The organism is Streptomyces sp. NBC_00353 (assembly GCF_036108815.1).
Lineage (GTDB): Bacteria > Actinomycetota > Actinomycetes > Streptomycetales > Streptomycetaceae > Streptomyces.
This window is the reverse complement of the sequence record NZ_CP107985.1, coordinates 3224731-3242320: the sequence shown is the minus strand read 5'-3', so window position 1 is coordinate 3242320 and position 17590 is coordinate 3224731. Positions and strand designations below refer to the sequence as shown.

Here is a 17590-nt window from a genome sequence, read left to right as displayed (position 1 = left end):
GAGGATCTTGGGAATCCGTGACGATCGTCCTTGCCGCCGAGGTATTCGACGCTCCCTACAATCGCGGTGATGACGTGCGGGACATGGGCCTTGACGACGCCGCGGTAGCAACGGTGGGGCAGCTGATGACCGTTGAAGAGCCCATTCAAGGTGCCCCCCAATGCCGGAAGGTGATGCGCACAACAGTCATGATCAGCACTTCAGACGGCACTCAGGTGCAGGCCGGCCACTCGCGCCCATCCTTGATCGAGTAATATGACCGCTCGTTCCGCCAGTTCGACAGGCAAGCGTAGATGGGGGTCACACGTGGGCGAGCGGCACCCCCTGCGGGCCAAGCGGCGGCCGAAGTTCGAGGAGGGCGTCGGCTCTCTGCGAGTAGTGGACCTCTTCGCCGGCTGCGGTGGCCTCACTCTCGGGATTGCCCAGGCAGCCCACAAGCATGACGTTGCGCTTGATGTTCGTCTCGCAGTTGACTTCGAGGCAGCTCCCACCAAGGTCTTCAAGGCCAATTTCCCCAAGGCCAACGTCCAAGAGGGAACCGTCGAGTCCTACTTCGACGGTGACCTTGGTGCCCCGTTGACTGCTCAGGAGGCCCAGACTGTCTCCACGGTGGGTGAGGTGGGGCTCCTGATCGGCGGGCCGCCGTGTCAGGGGCACAGCAACCTCAACAACCACACCCGCCGCGATGACCCCAAGAACCGCCTGTACCTGCGCATGGCTCGCGCCACAGAGGTTCTGCGCCCCTGCGCAGTCGTCATCGAGAACGTGCTGTCCGTTGTCAATGACAAGCAGCAGGTGGTCTCCCGCGCCATCGTTCACCTGAGGAAGCTTGGATACGATGTCGCCACCAGTCGTATCGACCTACTCAAGCTCGGGGTCGCCCAGACACGCAAGCGCCACATACTGCTGGCCGTTCGCGAAGACGCGCTGCCTTTTGGCTTTTCGGCTGCTGACCTGCTGCAGATCGAAGACCACGATGCCACACCCCATGACCTGCGTTGGGCGATCGGTGACCTGCTCGACGTTCGACCGAAGTCTTTCTTCGATGAAGCTGCCGTACCCAGTGCGGATAACCAGCGACGTATGAAGTATCTCTTCGAGAACGACGAGCATAATCTGCCGAACGAAGAGCGCCCCGAGTGTCACCAGGGCGATCACAATTACACCTCAATGTATGGCCGTTTGTGGTGGGACCGTCCGTCTCAGACCATTACCAGCGGTTTCGCGACGATGGGGCGTGGACGGTTTGTCCATCCTGGTGACCCCCGATGTCTGACCGCCCACGAGGCCGCGCGTATCCAGGGCTTTCCGGACTATTTCAAGTTCGTCGACGAGAGGGCCAAGCCTCGCTATGAGCTGACTCGCACCGAGGTTCAGGTCATCATCGGCAACGCCGTACCTCCGCCTCTGACGGAGGCGCTGACCTCCAATCTCTTCGACGCTGGCGTTCTGCAGGCGAAGGACGACGCTCCCCAGTTGCTTGAGGACGACTTCGCTGCGTCTGCTGTCGACCTCGCCTGCTGAGCTTGCAAAGGGCTGATTCCATCCGAGAGCATTTGAGGTAGGCGAATACCCTGCTGGTGGCCTGGTAGCTCCCTCGCCAGGTTGGCGTGGCTTCTTCCGTTGTGCACTTGGTGAGCCTCCCTCTGCTGCTCTTTGTGCGGTCACTGATTAGCGGTCATGCCATGGGTCCGACGGAGTTTCAGTGGCCGATTCGGTCGTTGGCTGACAGGGGGACAGTGGTGACACGAACCTCAGCCGACGACAGCAAGCCATGACGGCGGGTGCGCCGTCCGATCACACACGCGTATGCCTTGTTGCACCCATTCAGCCTCAGCCACGCTGTCGGTGTCGTCGACCAGAGCAAGCGGCCTCAGCCGGCCCGTGGCGACGGCCAGAGCTCGCAGCTGGGAAGCTAAGGTGATCTCGGGCTCGCTGTTGGGCTGACCTGCGGCGAAGCGGTGTTAATGCTTGGCGGCCGTCGCCTTGGTTCCCCCTTGGTCCCCATGGTTCCCCACACGATCTGGAACAGAACTGGCACGCACACCTAGGTTCAACTGCGCGGTGTTGCTGTGGTCTGGCAAGTGTGCCTGCAGGCACATCGCCACATGCCGGATACTGATGGTCATGGTGACGAAGAGCATCGACGACGTGCGGCAGGCGCTACGTGATCGCAAGTTCGATGAACTGTTGGGGTTGCGGGAGTGCAATTGGTTGGACGTAAAGAGTGGTCCCTATCAGTTCACGAATCCAGCAGGAGCTGATGAGCTAGCTAAAGATGTTGCCGCATTCGCCAACGCTGCGGGAGGCGGCCTGTTGCTCATCGGCTTCAAGACCGTCGTAGATCACGATAGCGAGATCATTTCGGAGCTTCGGCCGATTCCTCGCTCTCTAGTCGACCTTGATCGACACCGCAAATTGATCTACGAGCGCATCACCCCTACCGTGCGAGACTTGCACGTCGAATGGATTGTCCACGAAGACCAAAAGGGCGTGCTATGCATAGACATCCCTGCTCAGCCCGCCGGGTCAAGACCATTCGCGGTTCCGGGGCCCAACGGCGGCAGGGGAAATCCGAACGAGACGTCAGTCGCCGTACCCTTGCGGGTGGGTGATGGAACGCACTGGCTACCGAAAGGCGAGTTGCAGCGTCTGCTGGCCGCGGGATGGGCAGCGACGGGTGGCCCCGGGGTAGCACCCGTGACTCAGAATCAGGCACCGGACCGGACTAAGGCTGCTCGACTCATTGAGGCGATCCCTGTGGACGCTCCATGGATCAAGGCGCAGAAAGACGTCTCTATGCATCGAGTCCCAGCCTGGGTGAGCGAAGCTGCATTCACGGCACAGCAAAGGGTGGCTGATGACATTGTCGATTTTCTAGATCCCGATGTGGTAGCGGCCCATGAAGCACTGGCAACAGCACTTGATGCCCTATGCGAAGAGTTGGCTGGAATGTTTCCTCCGATGGGATCATCCCATCACTCCAGCAGATACATGGAAATTCCGCCAGAATGGAAGAGGACTGATCCTGTACGTTACCGAAAGGCATTGGATGACCTAACGTCGGCCAGTGACAAATTTCTAGATAAATACCAGCAGTGCGTAAATCTGCTGAACAAGAAGGGGCTGCTGCTTCCTTCTTGATGAAGTAGGCAAAGTTCTACCGCGCTCGCTGACGCCGATAGTGAGCCGCTATGGGCGAGTTTTTCACAGCGCCCCCAACTCGGTGTCAGGCCGGCAGTGGATGCAGGCCCGGATCCCGTCGGCGAGGGCGGCGAGGGCCTGCTCGCGGTCGCCTGTGACTTTGCCGAGTTTTGCCCGTCCGTTCAGGTCGCGATGATCTCCGCCGACGGAATGGTCACCGCGGATCTCGTCGGTGTCCTCGTCGAGCTGGTGCGCCGCCAGGGGCCGTCCCATGATGCGTGGGCCGCCAGCGGGCCGTCGCTTGTGCGAGATGCGGCCGTCATGAGCCCAGCGTGGGATGGCTGTGTGGGGCAAGGTCCACTCCGAGATCGACTCGCATCACGCCACGCATGCGGTCCCATCGCTCCCAGAGCTGCGGGAAGTCCGTCGCTCTGATCTCATCGAACGACCCGTCAGGGTCAGGGCTCCCCTCTTCCAGGGCCATCGTCCGGCGGTACGCCTCCGACAGCGCCTCGGTCATGCCGTCCAGCTCGGCCAATACAGCGGCAGAAGCGACCATCTGAGCCTCAGCGAAAATTGAGTGGTGTTCTCGTCGGGCCTCTTCGACCACTTCCCTGGCATCTGCGGTCACTTCGCCCTTATGCACGTACCACAGGAAGGCCACCAGATGAGTTCGGTATCGCCGGAAAGCCGCGTTGACGTTCATGTAGCTCTCGCGTCGACGAGTCAGATCGGCCACCTGTTGCTCACGGCGCCATTGCGCTTCGACTAACTGCTGCTGACGCGCGAACTGTTCTGACTGAACACGAGCCAGCAGGCGTTGCGACAGGACAGACGCGATGAGCGTGCCGGTGACGCCCACTACCGCGGCCGCCAACCCGATGAGTGCGCTTCCCACTGAACCTCCAGGGTGAATTGAGCACGTCACGTCAGCGGCATCCTGCCCAGCGGGAGCCTGTACGGCGCATGTTTCCTGGCCAATGAGAAGGCGGTTTGCTGCGAATCCCACCCGAGCAGGCCGGCCCAGTAGCAGCCCATCTCGGGCTCTAGCGCCTCCGAGCTGTGGTTTTTCCGCCGGCGAGCGCTCCCGGAGCACACCTGGGGATGCCCCCGGATTCGTGACGGTGCTGGTCAGCGGTCGTGCGGCTTATGCAGCGCTGACGGGAATACCGCTCGGCCGGTCCCGGTGTCGACTACCGCTGAGTGCTTTGGTGCCTCCACCTCTGAGAGGGCATTCCAGGCGGCGAGGGCAAGTTGGGTCAGGCCCGGTATGGATTGCGAATGGATCGCACCGCGTGAGCGGCTCTGTGTGAGGTTCCGCGGCTGCCAGTCACCGGACGTGCGCCGCCGGCGGCTGTTCAGTGGCGGGGCAGTTGCCACTTGGAGCGCGTGCTCCAGTGCGAGTCCGCAGACAGTGGGCCCCATCTCAGCGGCCACCAACTGTTCGTTCGCGGGTGCCGCGGAGAGCAGCAACGGCCAGCGGATCACCACCACCCTCTCCCAAATTTCGGGCGGCACCGTGTTGGCCAGATGATGGCTCTCACCCACTGGCAGATCTCGCAAGCGGCGCTCGGCCTCCTGCGTCTGCCCTACGTAGCAAAGTCCTGCGCCAGAGGCGAACACGCCATAGAGCACTGGCCCCGTGGTGGCTGGACCGTCTCCGTGAGACTCGGTCAGAAGGGCTCCGACTCGGTGAGCGAACTGGTACCGGCGCTCCTGCCACCGCGCGAGCAGCGAGGCGTCCGCCAGCAGAGTCGTCAGCGAGGTGCGCCAATCACGATAGGCGTCCTCGTACGGTTGGTCATGCATGGACATCAGCCTGGCCGGTGGTCAGAGTCGGTTCACTCCGCCGTGAGCCGCTCGACAGGACGTTGATGGCGGTTTGAACTCCGTTGGCTGGTTCCTCGTCGCCTACCGCGGTGCGGTAAGCGTATGAGATTACTGTCAGGTCTTCCTCAGCGATCGCCCAGGGGGACGTGCAGTGGAGAACCCCGCCAGAAGCAACGGGCTCCTCTGTTGTCCGGTCGAGAACGATTGAGTGGACGACCACCAACGCGTTGGCCGGGTAGTACCGCCTCTGCTCCTGCACCTCTGCCTGGGTCAGGATGACGTCGTGGCCGGCCGAGGTGGTCCCCTTGATCTCCGCGTGCAGGCGCTCTTCGTCTCGCTTCAGCAGGAGATCGAAAGACTCCCGATCTCCGACGTCCTTGACCGACCAGCCCTGCGCCTCGAAGTAGACCGTGGCCATTTGCACGCTGTGCCGTTCGATCGCGCGTCGCTCTCCGGCGGTGAGCCGAAAACCCTGGCCTGACCGCCCCGGACGCGCGGCTCCACGGATGCGTCGCCCTGCCACCAAAGCCGCGCCCTGCTCAGCCTCCAGCACTTCTGGAGCCGGATCCCCCGGGATGTGTGGGGCCATGCGCTCGGCGCCGTAGACCGTCCGCAGCAAGCCGAGCATGTACAGCAGATCCGTCATGAGGACGTGCTGCGAAGGCAGAGCTTCACGGGAGTACTCGATGGCGACGACATTCCCAGGCTCATAGCCACGACCGAGCGCGGTGCGTGCATCCAGCGCGATCTCCTCGTGGAGATCGACCCGGCCGGCCATCTGCTGGGCGAGGAAGGGGCGTGCCCAATCGACCCGAGCTCTGAGGTCCTCGACCTTGCGCGCCTTGAAGTCGCCTCCGGTCCACACGGTCGTGCCTTGATTCAGCGACAGATAGACGCGGTCACCGGCGGCGCTGAACAGATAAACGACGTACCAGCCGGTCGTGGCACTCGTGGACTGCTCCCGGCCGAAGACGCGGACCCACGGGACCTCAGTCTTGAGCCCAGTACCGTCCCTACCCTCAACCCCCAGCTCGTCCACAGCCACACCGAGCGCATCGGCCAACTCAGAAGAACGCTCCCGCAGGAGAGCCGGGAGGTCCTGCCGAACATGCACGCCCCGCTTCCGCATCTCATCCGTGTTGGAGGCCGTCCACGCACCTTGCAGATCAAGCACATAACCCAAGAGATCATCCACGCGCCGCAGCGTAGGCCTCCGCACTGACAGTGGTAGGAACGGCTCTACAGAACGCACAGGTCCACCCCCTCTGATCTGCGTCTCCCGCTCCCCGCGCCTATTGCCCCAAAGGCCCCGAAGGGGCTTTGATGCCCAGTCCGCGCGCTGCCGTGCCGCACGCGCGCCAGTCAAGGCCGAGCAGCAGCAGCTTTACAGAGGGCTCCCTTTAACCCTTCCCACCTGCGGCTTCTCCGTTGCTAGACACCCCTGGGCACGCCTGGGGAAAGGGGTCCCGAGAACACCGCGAGTCGGGGCACCCCCTGCTCGCCATGACGCCTTGACAATGAAGGGGCTCCGCCCCATGCCGAACGGGGGCCGAGTCAGGCCCAGTCAGTGCACCTTGTGATCCGTCGCTGAGCAGGCGGATCGGGGCCTCAGACTTTCCGGTCGGCTGGGCGGCTTCTGCAGCAGGCAGGCAGGCTCTAACCCGTCCCAATTCCGGACTCCCCGCACATCGCGCGCGGGGAGCCTGCACAATGACTTTGACCGACCGTCAGACCACGAAGGGCCGCACCATGGATGACGCCTCCCCGCACCAGTGGTCGACGCCTCGCACCACCCCGGCCGACGTGGCCGATGGCGGCGAGCAGGGCCGCGCAGCTCGCATCCGGGCCACCGCGGCGACGGCCGCCACCCGCGTCCTCGAGCAGGCTGCGAAGGCCGCCATGGCCGCCCGCCCACACGTCTTGCCGATCGTCACCGCCGTCGCGGCGGTCGCCGTCACCTCCCTGCTCTCCTCCGCCAGCAACGATGGCCGGCCGACAGGCCGGGGCCCGTCGCCGTCCACGTCGTGCCGGCCGACCGGCGGGGGCCCGTCTTCGTCATGCCGGGAGTGCGGGCGCCCCCTCTCCGACGAGCTGTCCCGTCTGGCCGGGTACGGGCCGACCTGCGCCCGCTACCTGCTCATCTGAGTGCGTTGTGGCAAAGGGAGTCCCTGTTCGATGAGCAGGGGCTTCTTCGCGCGCGAGGGCAGCCAGCGGACGTCGCCGACCGGTTCAAGGACGACGACGAATTCGACAGCGCCTGGACGGCCACTGCGGGCCGATTTACCGAAGCTGCCGGCACGGGTGTGGCACGGCTGACCTCCTCGATGCGAACCAGGGCGGGCCGGTTGCTGAGGTCGCACAGCGAGATCAACCAGGCTCTGGTGCTCGTTGTAGTGGCAGTGGAGCCGGCTCGTTGTGCACTCGGGTCTGAGGCCAAGCGCTTAGAAGGCGCTGGAGCGAATCAGCGGGTGACCACCTCCAACCTGGCTATCTTCGCCCGCCGAGCTTGGACGGGTGGCTACTTCGACACACATTCGACAGACCAGGAAACGGACGTGCTTCGGATCAGTGCTCTGAACGTTCGACGCTGGGTCGACCGACGACTTCTAGATGGTCAAGCACGACTTCGCAGCTGGCGACAAAGTCGAAGGCCGCGTCCGGGAAGACGGTGTGATCACCATGGGAGACCCGAGCTCGCAGTCGCGCAAGACGGACCATCGTCTCAGCGACTGAATGCGGCAGGCCCCTCGCTTCAAGCTGCCGTGCGGCCTCCTGCACGGACCGGGTGCCGCCGAGCAGATCGCGGTAAGCGACCTCGACAGCCCGCCAGGCAAGCATCACCGCACTATCAGGAGAACTACCGACCAAGTCCAGCGCCTGATCGAGGGCTTCATGTTGAGTGGAGCGTGCGCGCAAGTGAGGACGAACAGCGGTGCTGGCCTGTGAGGGCAGGGGCCTGGACGACCGTCCCGACTCTCCTGGAGGCGACGACGAGGTTTGCTCCCGGGTCTCGTCGTAAGTGCGTCGTGCTTCTTCTGCGAAGTCGATCGCGCCAGCTGGGGTCTCCAGCCGCGTCATACGGGCGAAGGCCCGCTTGAGGTGATGCCTGCACGCCCAGGCAAGCACCAACGTCACTACGGGCCACACAAGTGCCTCAACGTACTTGAGGATCAGTTCAGCTACGGCCACGCGGCCATTCAACCGCAGCTCGACCCCTCCGGGTTGAAGTTCGACCGCTTCGTCCCGAAGCAACTTGGGTGGGCGCTCGACCTTGGGCTGGCGTGCTTCTCACCTGCTGCGATGGTCCACAGGTGTGCGTACCTGTCCGCTGCTGTCTGTCAGCATTGCCACTCAGTTAGACACTCGATCCCGTCTCGGTTCTTGGCAGCGCGGTAGGGCAAGTTGCCGCAATAAGGATCTATAGCAATAAAAAGACCTTTGATTGGAATCTGGCAGGACAACAGAACGGCATCCCGGCACAATCGGACAGATGATCGCGCTTCTCGACACCACGGCATTCGTGGCCGACCCCCTGTGCAGTGGAACTGCGTGGCGTGTACTGGCCCATGCCGCATCGACTTGGAATGTTCGCCTAGTAGTGCCGGAGGTGGTCATCCGGGAAGCGGTGGCCGGGTACCGAAGGCGCACAGCCGAGGCGCTGGTCGGACTCCAGCGGCAAAAAGATAAGAATGGTGGCGCGCTCGGGATTTCTGCGATCTACGATAAAGCGCGAGCCGATATCGAAACAGCAGCCTTGCGCTACCCCGAAGATTTGCAAGAGCTGCTTCGCGAGATCGGCGCTCAGATCCTTGCCCCTCCAGCGGTCGGCCATCTTGAACTCGTTGAACGTTCCACTCAACGGAAAAAGCCTTGCGATGGCAATGGCAACGGGTATCGCGACACTCTTAACTGGATCTCCGTACTGGAGACAGCTAAAGGCTCCAACGAGGATGTCGTTTGGATTTCCGACAACAGTAAGGATTTTGGCCGCGAAGATGGTGAGGGTCTACACGATGACCTTGCGGCGGAAGTGACCGCAATTGACGCGGAAGGCCGAATCAAGTGGCTCAAGTCTCTTTCTGAGCTGATTCTGGAACTAACCAGCGAGCGCTGGCCAGAGTTTTCAGATGATCTCCGACGGATACAGGAGCGCTTGCAATCTGACTCCATGGAGGGTTATCTGAACAAAGAAATCCTTGCGGGATGTATGGAGCGGGCTATTAGCCCACGGATGTGTGGACTTCCCATCCAGACGCGTTCTGCGAGGATTATGGCGGTGGGTGCATTGACAGAATCCACCTTCTCCGTACGCGGTGCCTCCGCCGAAGATGAAGGGATCATCGAGTTCACTGCGGTCTGCCCGACGACAGCCCTGATGGATCTGCCAGTCACCGCCGACATCGACGGCCTCGAAGTTGATGCAATAACCGATGATGGTGTATCCGTCTGGGTCTCGAAGGACCTTCACTTTACCGGAATCGTTACCTCGGATAGATACGGCCGGCCCGTGAGTGGCGAGGTCACGAGGATTAGCGCGTCGCCTGACGACCCTGGGCGGAACGCTTGGTCTCGCACGTCGGCCTCCGGCCCGTTGCTTGAATCGCTACATGCTGCCATGGCGCTCGACCCGAAGATCCTGGCTTCCTTTCGCGACGCCATGACAGCTAACAGCAAATTCAAGGAAGCATTGCGCAACTCTCTGATCGATCCGAAGATCTTGGAAGCGATGCGTAAACCGCTCATTGATCCGAAGCTCATGGCGGCGATGCGTAAGCCGCTCATCGACCCGAAGCTCATGGCGGCGATGCGTAAGCCGCTCATCGACCCGAAGCTCATGGCGGCGATGCGTAAGCCGCTCATCGACCCGAAGCTCATGGCGGCGATGCGCAAGCCGCTCATCGACCCGAAGCTCATGGCGGCGATGCGCAAGCCGCTCATCGACCCGAAGCTCACGGAAGCGATACGGATCCCTGTCGCTGGACTCGGCGCGTTGGAGCAATTCCGGAATGCGAGTCTGAAGAATCAGGATTCTGATTCAGTGGCGGAAGATGGAGGCGAGGAAGGAAGTGAAGAACCAACCTCCGAGGATGATGATTCCTCCCCCGACAAGTAGTTGTAGTCGAAACAGGTGAGGTCGGCGTAGCGACTTTGGCCGGGAGCTGCTTTGGCACGAGTGATCATGGCCCCGTAAGCTTCCGGCGCGTCGGGCAGTCTGTTGACCTGCCCGTTAAAGCACGACGTTGGGGCCATGATCTTCGAGGCTCGCGCCAAAGTGGCTGGCTAAAGTCGCGGAGCCGACCGCCCCAGCCACAGAGGGTTTCCCCCACCTCACGCCCGCGGCGCGCGCCCGCGCCGTGCACGGGCTCTTAGCGCATCCGGCCTCTTCGTCGCCTTCCTTGACGCGGCCCGGCAGGCCATTCACTGATTCCCGACCTTTCCCTTCCCCGCCTCGCCCAAGGGCTGTCCAGCAAGTGCAGCCGCGCTTTGAGCAGAGGCCGGCTCGGTAGGGTCAGGACCGCAGCCGGCCGAAGAGGATCGATCGATGACGACGTATGACCAGCTGACCGGGTGGGCCGGTCTCGGTCACGTCACTCGAGCCAGACGGGATGTTGTGGCCGGCTGGCGCGTCCCGGACCTCGTGAAGGTGCAGCTCATCGAGGTGGGCATTCCGATAGCTCCACGTCTCATCGAGCGAGTCGTGATTCAAGGCGGGGCTGATCCGGCCCTGAACACATCCCGTGGCCCGCTCTACCGTCTAACCGAGCAGGCGGACCCCGACGAGCCGGCCGAACGGTCATCATTCGGTGTCGAGCCGGAGACCGGGGCGGTCTACTTCGTCATGTCGGACGGTGAAGCATGGTTCGCCAACGCCAGTGTCTGGGCGTGGCTCGACGTCCTGCACCGTTACGGCAGCTGCGTCACCGCCTCAGAGCTTCTCAGCGAGCCGGAGGGGCCCGAGGAGTGCCTCTCCGAAGAGGAGGAAGAACGGGCTTTCGCCGAGTTGAACCGGTTGGCCGAGGAGCTGAAGGAGGTCGACCCCGCGGACTTCGACGGCTACGAGGGGTTTCTCTGGCCGGGGCTCCTGGATCGATGGCTCTACTGACTTCGCCGTCGGCTTGGACGTGCCGCCACGCCTCGTACAGGTCGCGGCAACCGAGCAGTACGTAGGACTGGTTCTCGATGACTCGCCCGCTGGCGAGTAGATAGGCATTGATAACGGCGTTGAGCCCGGTTGCCTGGTCCGGATGCAGGCGGACTGGTGCGGCGTAAGGATCGGGATACGGGCGGTGGCCCGGCTGCCCCGGCTCTGCCGGTACTCCCTAGCTGGCGGTCGGACCGCGCCGACAACTAGGCAGCCTTGGAGGCACGCATGCCCGCCACCGTCTGGACCGGCGCGATCTCGTTTGGCCTGGTCACCATCCCTGTGCGGGTATCGTCCGCCACCGAGAACCGGGCGATCGCGTTCCGTCAGTACCACCTGGAAGACATGGGACGGATCCGCACCCGCAAGATCTGCGAGCTCGACGGCGAGACCCTCAGCCAGGACGAAATCGGCAAGGGCTACGAGCTCACCAAGGACCAGGTCGTCCCGGTCACCGACGAAGAGCTCGACCAGATGCCGCTGCCCACCGCGAAGGCGATCGAGATCGTCGCGTTCGTCGACCGCGAGTCCATCGACCCGGTCCGCATCGCAGACAGCTACTACCTCTCGGCCGACGGCGCCGTCGCGGCCAAGCCTTACGTGCTCCTGCGTCGCGCCCTGGAACGGAACTCGAAGGCCGCGATCGCGAAGTTCGCGTGGCACAACCGGGAGCGCCTGGGCTTGCTCAGCATCCGCGACGACGCCCTCGTCCTCCACTCCATGAAGTGGCCGGACGAGGTGCGCTCACCCGACGAGCTCGCCCCCGGCGCCGTCGACCTGGACGAGAACGAGATCAAGCGGGCCATGGAGCTGATGGACTCCATGACCACCGACGACCTCTCCGGCTACCGCGACCACTACCGGGAAGCGTTGGAGGAGGTCATCGAGGCGAAGCGTGAAGGGGAGGAGCTTCCCAAGCCGGCCGCCAAGGAGGACAAGGACACTGGTGGTGTAGTCGACCTGATGGCTGCCCTGAACGCGTCCGTGCAGAGGGCCAAGGAGTCCCGCGGCGAGACGAACGAGGACGCCACGGTCCACGAGATGAAGCCCCGCAAAAAGACGGCCGCGAAGAAGGCCCCAGCCAAGAAGGCTGCGGCGAAGAAGACCACAGGGAAGAAGGCGGCTGGCCGGAAGTCGCGCAGCGCCTGACTACCCGAGTATCCCGAGCTCAGTGTCTGGCCGGCAGTGAATGCAGGCCCGGATCCCGTCGGCCAGCGCGGTAAGAGCCTGCTCCCGGCTGATGGCGCGCTGCCGTTTCCCAGCCATCCGGCACCCGCCGACGTGCACTTCGATGGGCCGCGCATCAGCGCTTTCACGTCACCCTGTCGCACAGCGGCCGGCCCATCATGCACGGCTGGTGGCCCGACCTGAGGACGGCCGAGAGGAAGTTCGCGGCCTGGATAGGTAAACGCGGCGGCAGGGACGGCGCCCGCATCACGCTGGTCGACGAAGTGGATGGCGGGCGGCTACTGAAGTCCTGGCCAGACGAGGACCGCTGATACCGCACGCAATGTCAACGGCGCCTGCCACACCGGCCGTGGCCCCGCTGCGTCTCCCGTCGGCCGGGCACCTGCTGTCCGGCCCGGTGCCATGCCGGCCCGCTACCGTGACCTCATCACAATCGCGCCTGTGGCTGGGCGCAACCACGAGACCGCCCCGCCCGGGTGGCGGCCGACGCCTATCAGTCCTCGGGCGCCGGCTCCGGACGCAGGACCGCCTTCTTCGCGGCCATTTCCAATGCGTACCGGCCTTGTTCTGTTGCCTCGGCTTCGGCGACCACGGTGGCCTGGAACGTTTCCGCCGCCTTACGCCACGGCGCCCAGCGCTCCTCGGAGTACGGCTCGCTCAGGGCCTGCTCCTGCGCGGACAGAGAGGCACGCGCCAGTTCGATCAGCTTGCTACTCGGTTTCGCCACGGCCGGGTCGTAAACGGCGGCGCTGACAATCGGCCGGAGCTGCACAGCCCGTGACGTGCACCAAGTGCCGCACCGAGGGCACCTGCGCGGGCGTCGGCGAGCTGCGGCAGGTGTAGCGGGCAAGGGCCATTGCTGAGGCTCCGTCACCCTCCGCGCCCACGCGATCATATAAATGGAGCTTGCCCCGCTAACCCTCAGGTGTGATAGATCGCGCGCGACCAATAAAACCCCAGGTCAGGAGCGGGTTGCGCGACTAACCCTCCGCTGTTCCAAGGTGTCGCCACCCACACGGCAACCGTGTGGCACGGACACGGGAGCACACCTATGAGCAAGCGCACGACGGTCCAGCGCCAGCCTGCGAAGAAGGAAGAAGCGCGCCAGCCCTGCCTGGAGTTCCGGGCGGGTGGATTCCACATGAGCCTCAACAAGGTTCCGTGGAAGGTCATCACCGCACTCGCAGGTGCCACGGTGACCATGCTGGCCGGCGGTCACCCCTGGATGCTCTGAACGCTGGTCTAAAGGGTTGGCCCTGCGGAACCGACGAAGTGACCGCCGGGCCAACCCAGGAGCACAGCCCGCAGGACATCCAGGGGTGAGATCGACGAAGTCACGCACGGCAGGCACGATGCCGGTTCGCTGAGCTCGGGGAGATCTACAGTCCGCGAGGTCCAGCCAGATCCAGCTGAGCTTATGAGTGTCGAGCGGTGCCACGCCCCACGGTTGCCCCAAGCGGGTAAGCCCCCCTGTGCCGGCGCACTGGCTGAGTGGGTCAGAGGCGCTGCTTGGCCGCGCGCACCAAGTGGCTGATGCCCTCGCGGGTGTGCGCTCTGCGCTCGTCAAGTTCGCTTCGACTATCCGTCTTGTAGAGGCCGGTCACGTCAGTGAGTACAGCTTCTGCCGACTGGCTCAGAGCCTCGTCATTCATGAGCATCTGCACGCGGAACAGGGCCTCTTGGGCGCTTGAGCGGAGATCATATGCACGTATTCGAACCTCGTCTGCGCTCTCAGGCGGCGGCTGCTCATGGATGCAGAACCACAGGTGGACTAGACACCGCCGGTAGTTGACCAGGGCGCCAGCGTAGGCCGAGTAGGCATCAAGCCGTTCCTGTCGGAGCTTCTCGCGACGTGTGAACTCGTGGCTTCTCTCGGCTGCGCGTCGCTGAAACGCAAGGGTGATCCCTGAGCCAAGCAGGGTGCCCAGGACGGCTACGGCGCTGGCGATGACGGCTTCCACACCCCAACCTGACCACGTATCGCCTGCCTCGGGAGGTCGTTGGCCCAAGTCAGGCGCTGCCAACACGCTTTCCAACTGTGCGAGTGGCCGTTCGTGAGCGTTCATGGACGGCCACTCGGCAGATCAGAGAGGGCTGGCGTACGTCGGCGAACTAAGGTGGGCGTGAGCGAACTGGACAAGGAACAGGACAACGAGCGGCGGTGAAGGAGGCCTTGTCCTTTGTGTGCTGGCCCAAGGTCGCTGTCAGCGTGGTGCTCTACGACCTTCTGATCCGTAGCTATAGCCAGATCGGTCAGCGACGGCCATATAGGCCGCTGCGAAGCCTGCGAGGGCCGCTACCGGACGGGGTCGTGTGATGAGGTTGCTGTACTGGACTGCTGTACAGCGCTGCCGGATGATCGACAGTCGGCGTGCACCCCCACAGTGATTCGAGCGCCGCTGTGTGTGACGAGTCCCGAGCGTGGGATCATAGCTCTCATGGCAGAAGCAGTTGTAACTAACCCAACTCAGACAGTAGCGGGACTATTCGCGGGCATCGGTGGCGTGGAGCTTGGCCTCCAGCGTGCGGGCTTCGAATCGAAGCTGCTTTGTGAGTGGGCCGCCCCTGCCAAGGCCGTACTGCTAGACCAGTTCCCCGGCGTTGACTTCCATGACGACGTACAGGATCTCCCCTCCTTGCCATCCGTGGATGTCGTGACCGCAGGGTTCCCATGCACCGACCTTTCGCAAGCTGGCAGGACTGCAGGGATTCATGGCACGCAATCAGGGCTGATCAAGCACCTGTTCAAATTGCTAGCCGACACTGACCCTAAATGGGTAGTCATCGAGAACGTGCGCAACATGCTCGCTCTCGACAAGGGTTTGGCAATGGAATACCTGGTAAAAGAGTTCGAAACCCTCGGGTATCGATGGGCTTACAGGTTGGTCGACTCTCGCTTTACCGGGGTTCCCCAGCGCAGGCATAGGGTCATTGTCGTTGCTTCGCGAACCGAGGATCCCCGCACAGTACTCTTCGCGGACGACAGTACGGAACTACCGCCATCCGCATACCGAGATGACGCCTTCGGGTTCTATTGGACTGAGGGAAACACAGGCCTCGGCTGGGCCAAGGATGCCATTCCCACACTCAAGGGAGGGTCAGGCCTAGGCATTCCGTCGCCGCCAGCCATATGGATCCCCGGCGCCCCGACCGGCCATGCCATCGTCACTCCATCAATCTCAGACGCGGAAGAACTTCAAGGTTTCCCCCGAGACTGGACGATCGCAGCAAAGCAAGACAAGGGACGCTCCGGCGACCGATGGAAGCTTGTCGGTAACGCCGTGACTGTAGGCGTCGCCGAATGGGTGGGACGCAGGCTGCAACACCCCGGTATGTTTGACGAGACCGGACAGGTTCCCCTCATGAAGGGTATGCGTTGGCCCAACGCAGCATGGGGTGGACCCGATGAGCGTTGGGAAGTGCCATACGGCATGTGGCCAGAGCGCCATCCATATCGGCACATTCTAGACCTCGTAAAAAGGGAAGATCTCGCCCCTTTGAGCCTTCGCGCAACCAGTGGTTTCTACGGGCGCCTCCAGAAGAGTCGACTGCGCTATGACGAGGACTTCGCGACCGCACTTAAAGCTCACATCGAGATCTCGACCCCAGCCACCACCCCGTAGAACCTCGACCGCACCAAATGTCGCATACGTGTAGAACGGGTAGCCACACACGCTCCCCTAGCTGCTGTACAGACTCCCCGGACACGTCGCTGATCAGCTGGAAGCTGACCTACCTCAACAAAAGGCCTCCACGGGCGGGGCGTCGAAGTTAGCGTCACCTCGTGACCGTTGAGGAGAACCTGGCAAACCTGGCCCAGCTACTGGAAGGCGTGGACCACCGAGCACCTATTAATAGCAAACACAAGTACGGCAAAGCATTGTCACTAATTGCCGAATTCGCAGACCTTCCGGCAAGCGATCTGTATGCAAGCCAGGTAAGCAAGCCGGACAACTTAGACGTTAGACTCGGACAGTCCAGGGATGCAAGGACTGCGACTCTAGCCGTTGCCGTGATCCTTGACGGAAGACTAAATAATTCACTGATTGGCGCGGCCCACAAGTTTTCGCGGGAATACGGGCGCACACTCATCCTGCTGGAACAGATGAAGGATGCAGTAGGAGAGAGATGGCGCCCCGTCACCGGCTTCTCGTCGGCAGGTGATAAAAAGGCACTGGCCGTGCTAGAGCGACTCAAGGAGAATCTCGGGGCATTTGAGATTCACCAGACTCAAGGTCAACTATTTTCCGTTACCGGATTCACGCAAGATGCCATGGGGCATGCGCTCGTAAATGACGGAAATCTCCGAGCCGTACTTTCTGCAGCAACAGAGACCGATCAAGGGCTGGACGAGGTTGAAGCTGTTGTAGTGCAGAGGCGCCGGCAGATCGTCACCCAGCTGCAGCAGCTTGTATCCCGCCCGGGTACAACGGAGACCGACCTGCAGCGAGCACTCGGAGAAAAGTATTGGCTCTTCGGTGGACGCTACGTCGGGATAATTCCGAGAAGGAAATTTACCTTCCTCGACGAGTACGATATTCCGCTTCTTTGCGCTGACGGGTCTCTCCACATTGTGGAAATCAAGGGGCCCTGCATTGAGAGACTCATCGTAAAGCATCGTGGACACCTCATCGTCGGTAAGGAAGTGCACGAAGCCGTGGGGCAAACCGTCAACTATCTCCGCGCACTCGATGACCAGCGCACGGCACTACAGACAGAGCTCATCGAAGAACTGGGAATCGAAGTAGATCTTCGACGGATTCGTTCCTCCGTGGTAATTGGACATCCGTCGCATGTCCGCTTGACAGGCGTTGGGAAAATTCCTCGCCTTCGGATCGACCAAACCATCCGGGCTTATAATTCACACCTTTCCCGGATTGAGGTCCTCACTTACAGCGACTTGTTGGACAGTGCAGAGCAAGCGCTGCGTTTCGAGAGCGAAAAGGGCGATATCTAGAGCTGCTTCACCTGCCTCAACCCACCACTCACCCCAGCTCCCATCCCGTCCGCCTTCAGCCCACACACCGTGGAGCGGGCGTGGTTCATGGCGTCCAGGTGGAGCGCGCCACTGTACGAACGGCCTGGACGCCATGGGCCGCGTCTGCTCGGCTCTGCCTGGGTCGAAGGTGGTCGGGATGGGAGCCCACGGACGCTCGCCACGCTCCGGCCGGCACTCGCGAACGGCGCCCCGTCCATCCCGGAGTGTGAGCGCCCCCGCCGGAGGCAACTCCGGTGCCTCCCGTTTCCCCTCGGTAAGGCTCTCTCGCTCTAGTTGCGCGACCGGCG

16 protein-coding genes and 1 pseudogene are annotated in these 17590 nt (G+C 62.7%); 10 read left to right on the top strand and 7 right to left on the bottom strand.

Annotated elements, in window-relative coordinates; all coding sequences use genetic code 11:
• Positions 1–17: 17 nt before the first annotated feature.
• The 3 genes from OHA88_RS14785 (at position 18) to OHA88_RS14775 (ending at position 3144) form a co-directional block, all read left to right on the top strand.
• A complete protein-coding gene (locus OHA88_RS14785) occupies positions 18–254 on the top strand; it encodes a hypothetical protein (RefSeq protein ID WP_328625878.1) in 237 nt (78 codons plus the stop codon).
• A 52-nt stretch (positions 255–306) separates the two neighbouring features.
• A complete protein-coding gene (locus tag OHA88_RS14780) occupies positions 307–1524 on the top strand; it encodes a DNA cytosine methyltransferase (protein WP_328625877.1) in 1218 nt (405 codons plus the stop codon).
• A gap of 603 nt (positions 1525–2127) precedes the next feature.
• The gene (locus OHA88_RS14775; protein ID WP_328625876.1) at positions 2128–3144 is read left to right on the top strand and encodes an RNA-binding domain-containing protein; all 1017 of its coding nucleotides are present in this window, start codon (positions 2128–2130) and stop codon (positions 3142–3144) included.
• Positions 3145–3207: 63 nt separating this feature from the next.
• Here the strand turns inward: OHA88_RS14775 and OHA88_RS14770 are convergent, their stop codons facing one another.
• From OHA88_RS14770 to OHA88_RS14755, 4 genes are all read right to left on the bottom strand, one after another.
• Positions 3208–3417: a DUF6233 domain-containing protein gene (locus OHA88_RS14770; protein ID WP_328625875.1), complete on the bottom strand. Its 210-nt coding sequence runs from the start codon at positions 3415–3417 to the stop codon at positions 3208–3210.
• Positions 3418–3463: 46 nt separating this feature from the next.
• On the bottom strand, positions 3464–4042 hold the full coding sequence (locus tag OHA88_RS14765) for a hypothetical protein (protein WP_328625874.1): 579 nt from the start codon (positions 4040–4042) through the stop codon (positions 3464–3466).
• A 233-nt stretch (positions 4043–4275) separates the two neighbouring features.
• The gene (locus OHA88_RS14760; protein ID WP_328625873.1) at positions 4276–4953 is read right to left on the bottom strand and encodes a hypothetical protein; all 678 of its coding nucleotides are present in this window, start codon (positions 4951–4953) and stop codon (positions 4276–4278) included.
• Positions 4946–6169 (bottom strand): MrcB family domain-containing protein, encoded by a 1224-nt coding sequence (locus OHA88_RS14755; RefSeq protein WP_328625872.1) that lies wholly within the window; start codon positions 6167–6169, stop codon positions 4946–4948. Before OHA88_RS14755 ends, OHA88_RS14760 begins: the two co-directional genes overlap by 8 nt.
• Positions 6170–6684: 515 nt before the next feature.
• Between OHA88_RS14755 and OHA88_RS14750 the strand changes: the two genes are divergently transcribed.
• From OHA88_RS14750 to ku, 4 genes are all read left to right on the top strand, one after another.
• Complete coding sequence (locus OHA88_RS14750; protein WP_328625871.1) at positions 6685–7119, top strand: DUF6011 domain-containing protein; 435 nt, start codon at positions 6685–6687, stop codon at positions 7117–7119.
• 1345 nt (positions 7120–8464) lie between these two features.
• On the top strand, positions 8465–10087 hold the full coding sequence (locus OHA88_RS14745; protein ID WP_328625870.1) for a PIN domain-containing protein: 1623 nt from the start codon (positions 8465–8467) through the stop codon (positions 10085–10087).
• Positions 10088–10516: 429 nt separating this feature from the next.
• Positions 10517–11077 carry an SUKH-4 family immunity protein gene (locus OHA88_RS14740; RefSeq protein WP_328625869.1) on the top strand — a complete coding sequence of 187 codons (561 nt, stop codon included), beginning with the start codon at positions 10517–10519 and terminating at the stop codon, positions 11075–11077.
• Positions 11078–11344: 267 nt separating this feature from the next.
• Positions 11345–12265, top strand: coding sequence for a non-homologous end joining protein Ku (gene ku / locus OHA88_RS14735; RefSeq protein WP_328625868.1), 921 nt, complete (start codon positions 11345–11347; stop codon positions 12263–12265).
• Here the strand turns inward: ku and OHA88_RS14730 are convergent.
• Both OHA88_RS14730 and OHA88_RS14725 read right to left on the bottom strand, forming a co-directional pair.
• Positions 12266–12412 (bottom strand): annotated as a pseudogene (locus tag OHA88_RS14730) (DUF6233 domain-containing protein); the annotation flags it as partial. It lies immediately after the preceding gene.
• A gap of 385 nt (positions 12413–12797) precedes the next feature.
• Positions 12798–13031, bottom strand: a complete 234-nt coding sequence (locus OHA88_RS14725) for a hypothetical protein (RefSeq protein WP_328625867.1) — start codon at positions 13029–13031, stop codon at positions 12798–12800.
• 324 nt (positions 13032–13355) lie between these two features.
• Here OHA88_RS14725 and OHA88_RS14720 point away from each other — a divergent pair, with 324 nt between their 5' ends.
• Positions 13356–13538: a hypothetical protein gene (locus OHA88_RS14720; RefSeq protein WP_328625866.1), complete on the top strand. Its 183-nt coding sequence runs from the start codon at positions 13356–13358 to the stop codon at positions 13536–13538.
• 262 nt (positions 13539–13800) lie between these two features.
• Here the strand turns inward: OHA88_RS14720 and OHA88_RS14715 are convergent, their stop codons facing one another.
• Positions 13801–14265 (bottom strand): hypothetical protein, encoded by a 465-nt coding sequence (locus OHA88_RS14715; RefSeq protein WP_328625865.1) that lies wholly within the window; start codon positions 14263–14265, stop codon positions 13801–13803.
• A 477-nt stretch (positions 14266–14742) separates the two neighbouring features.
• On the opposite strand from OHA88_RS14715, the gene OHA88_RS14710 reads away from it, so the two are divergent.
• Positions 14743–15927, top strand: a complete 1185-nt coding sequence (locus OHA88_RS14710; protein ID WP_328625864.1) for a DNA cytosine methyltransferase — start codon at positions 14743–14745, stop codon at positions 15925–15927.
• A 161-nt stretch (positions 15928–16088) separates the two neighbouring features.
• Positions 16089–17261, top strand: coding sequence for a Shedu anti-phage system protein SduA domain-containing protein (locus tag OHA88_RS14705; protein WP_328625863.1), 1173 nt, complete (start codon positions 16089–16091; stop codon positions 17259–17261).
• The last annotated feature ends 329 nt before the right edge of the window (positions 17262–17590 follow it).

Excerpts from the sequence above, each read along its gene's own strand:
- OHA88_RS14775 (WP_328625876.1), top strand. The coding sequence starts at position 2,128 with ATGGTGACGAAGAGCATCGACGACGTGCGGCAGGCGCTACGTGATCGC.
- OHA88_RS14750 (WP_328625871.1), top strand. The coding sequence starts at position 6,685 with ATGACTTTGACCGACCGTCAGACCACGAAGGGCCGCACCATGGATGAC.
- OHA88_RS14770 (WP_328625875.1), bottom strand. The coding sequence starts at position 3,417 with ATGGGACGGCCCCTGGCGGCGCACCAGCTCGACGAGGACACCGACGAG.
- OHA88_RS14720 (WP_328625866.1), top strand. The coding sequence starts at position 13,356 with ATGAGCAAGCGCACGACGGTCCAGCGCCAGCCTGCGAAGAAGGAAGAA.
- ku (WP_328625868.1), top strand. The coding sequence starts at position 11,345 with ATGCCCGCCACCGTCTGGACCGGCGCGATCTCGTTTGGCCTGGTCACC.
- OHA88_RS14710 (WP_328625864.1), top strand. The coding sequence starts at position 14,743 with ATGGCAGAAGCAGTTGTAACTAACCCAACTCAGACAGTAGCGGGACTA.
- OHA88_RS14745 (WP_328625870.1), top strand. The coding sequence starts at position 8,465 with ATGATCGCGCTTCTCGACACCACGGCATTCGTGGCCGACCCCCTGTGC.
- OHA88_RS14760 (WP_328625873.1), bottom strand. The coding sequence starts at position 4,953 with ATGCATGACCAACCGTACGAGGACGCCTATCGTGATTGGCGCACCTCG.
- OHA88_RS14740 (WP_328625869.1), top strand. The coding sequence starts at position 10,517 with ATGACGACGTATGACCAGCTGACCGGGTGGGCCGGTCTCGGTCACGTC.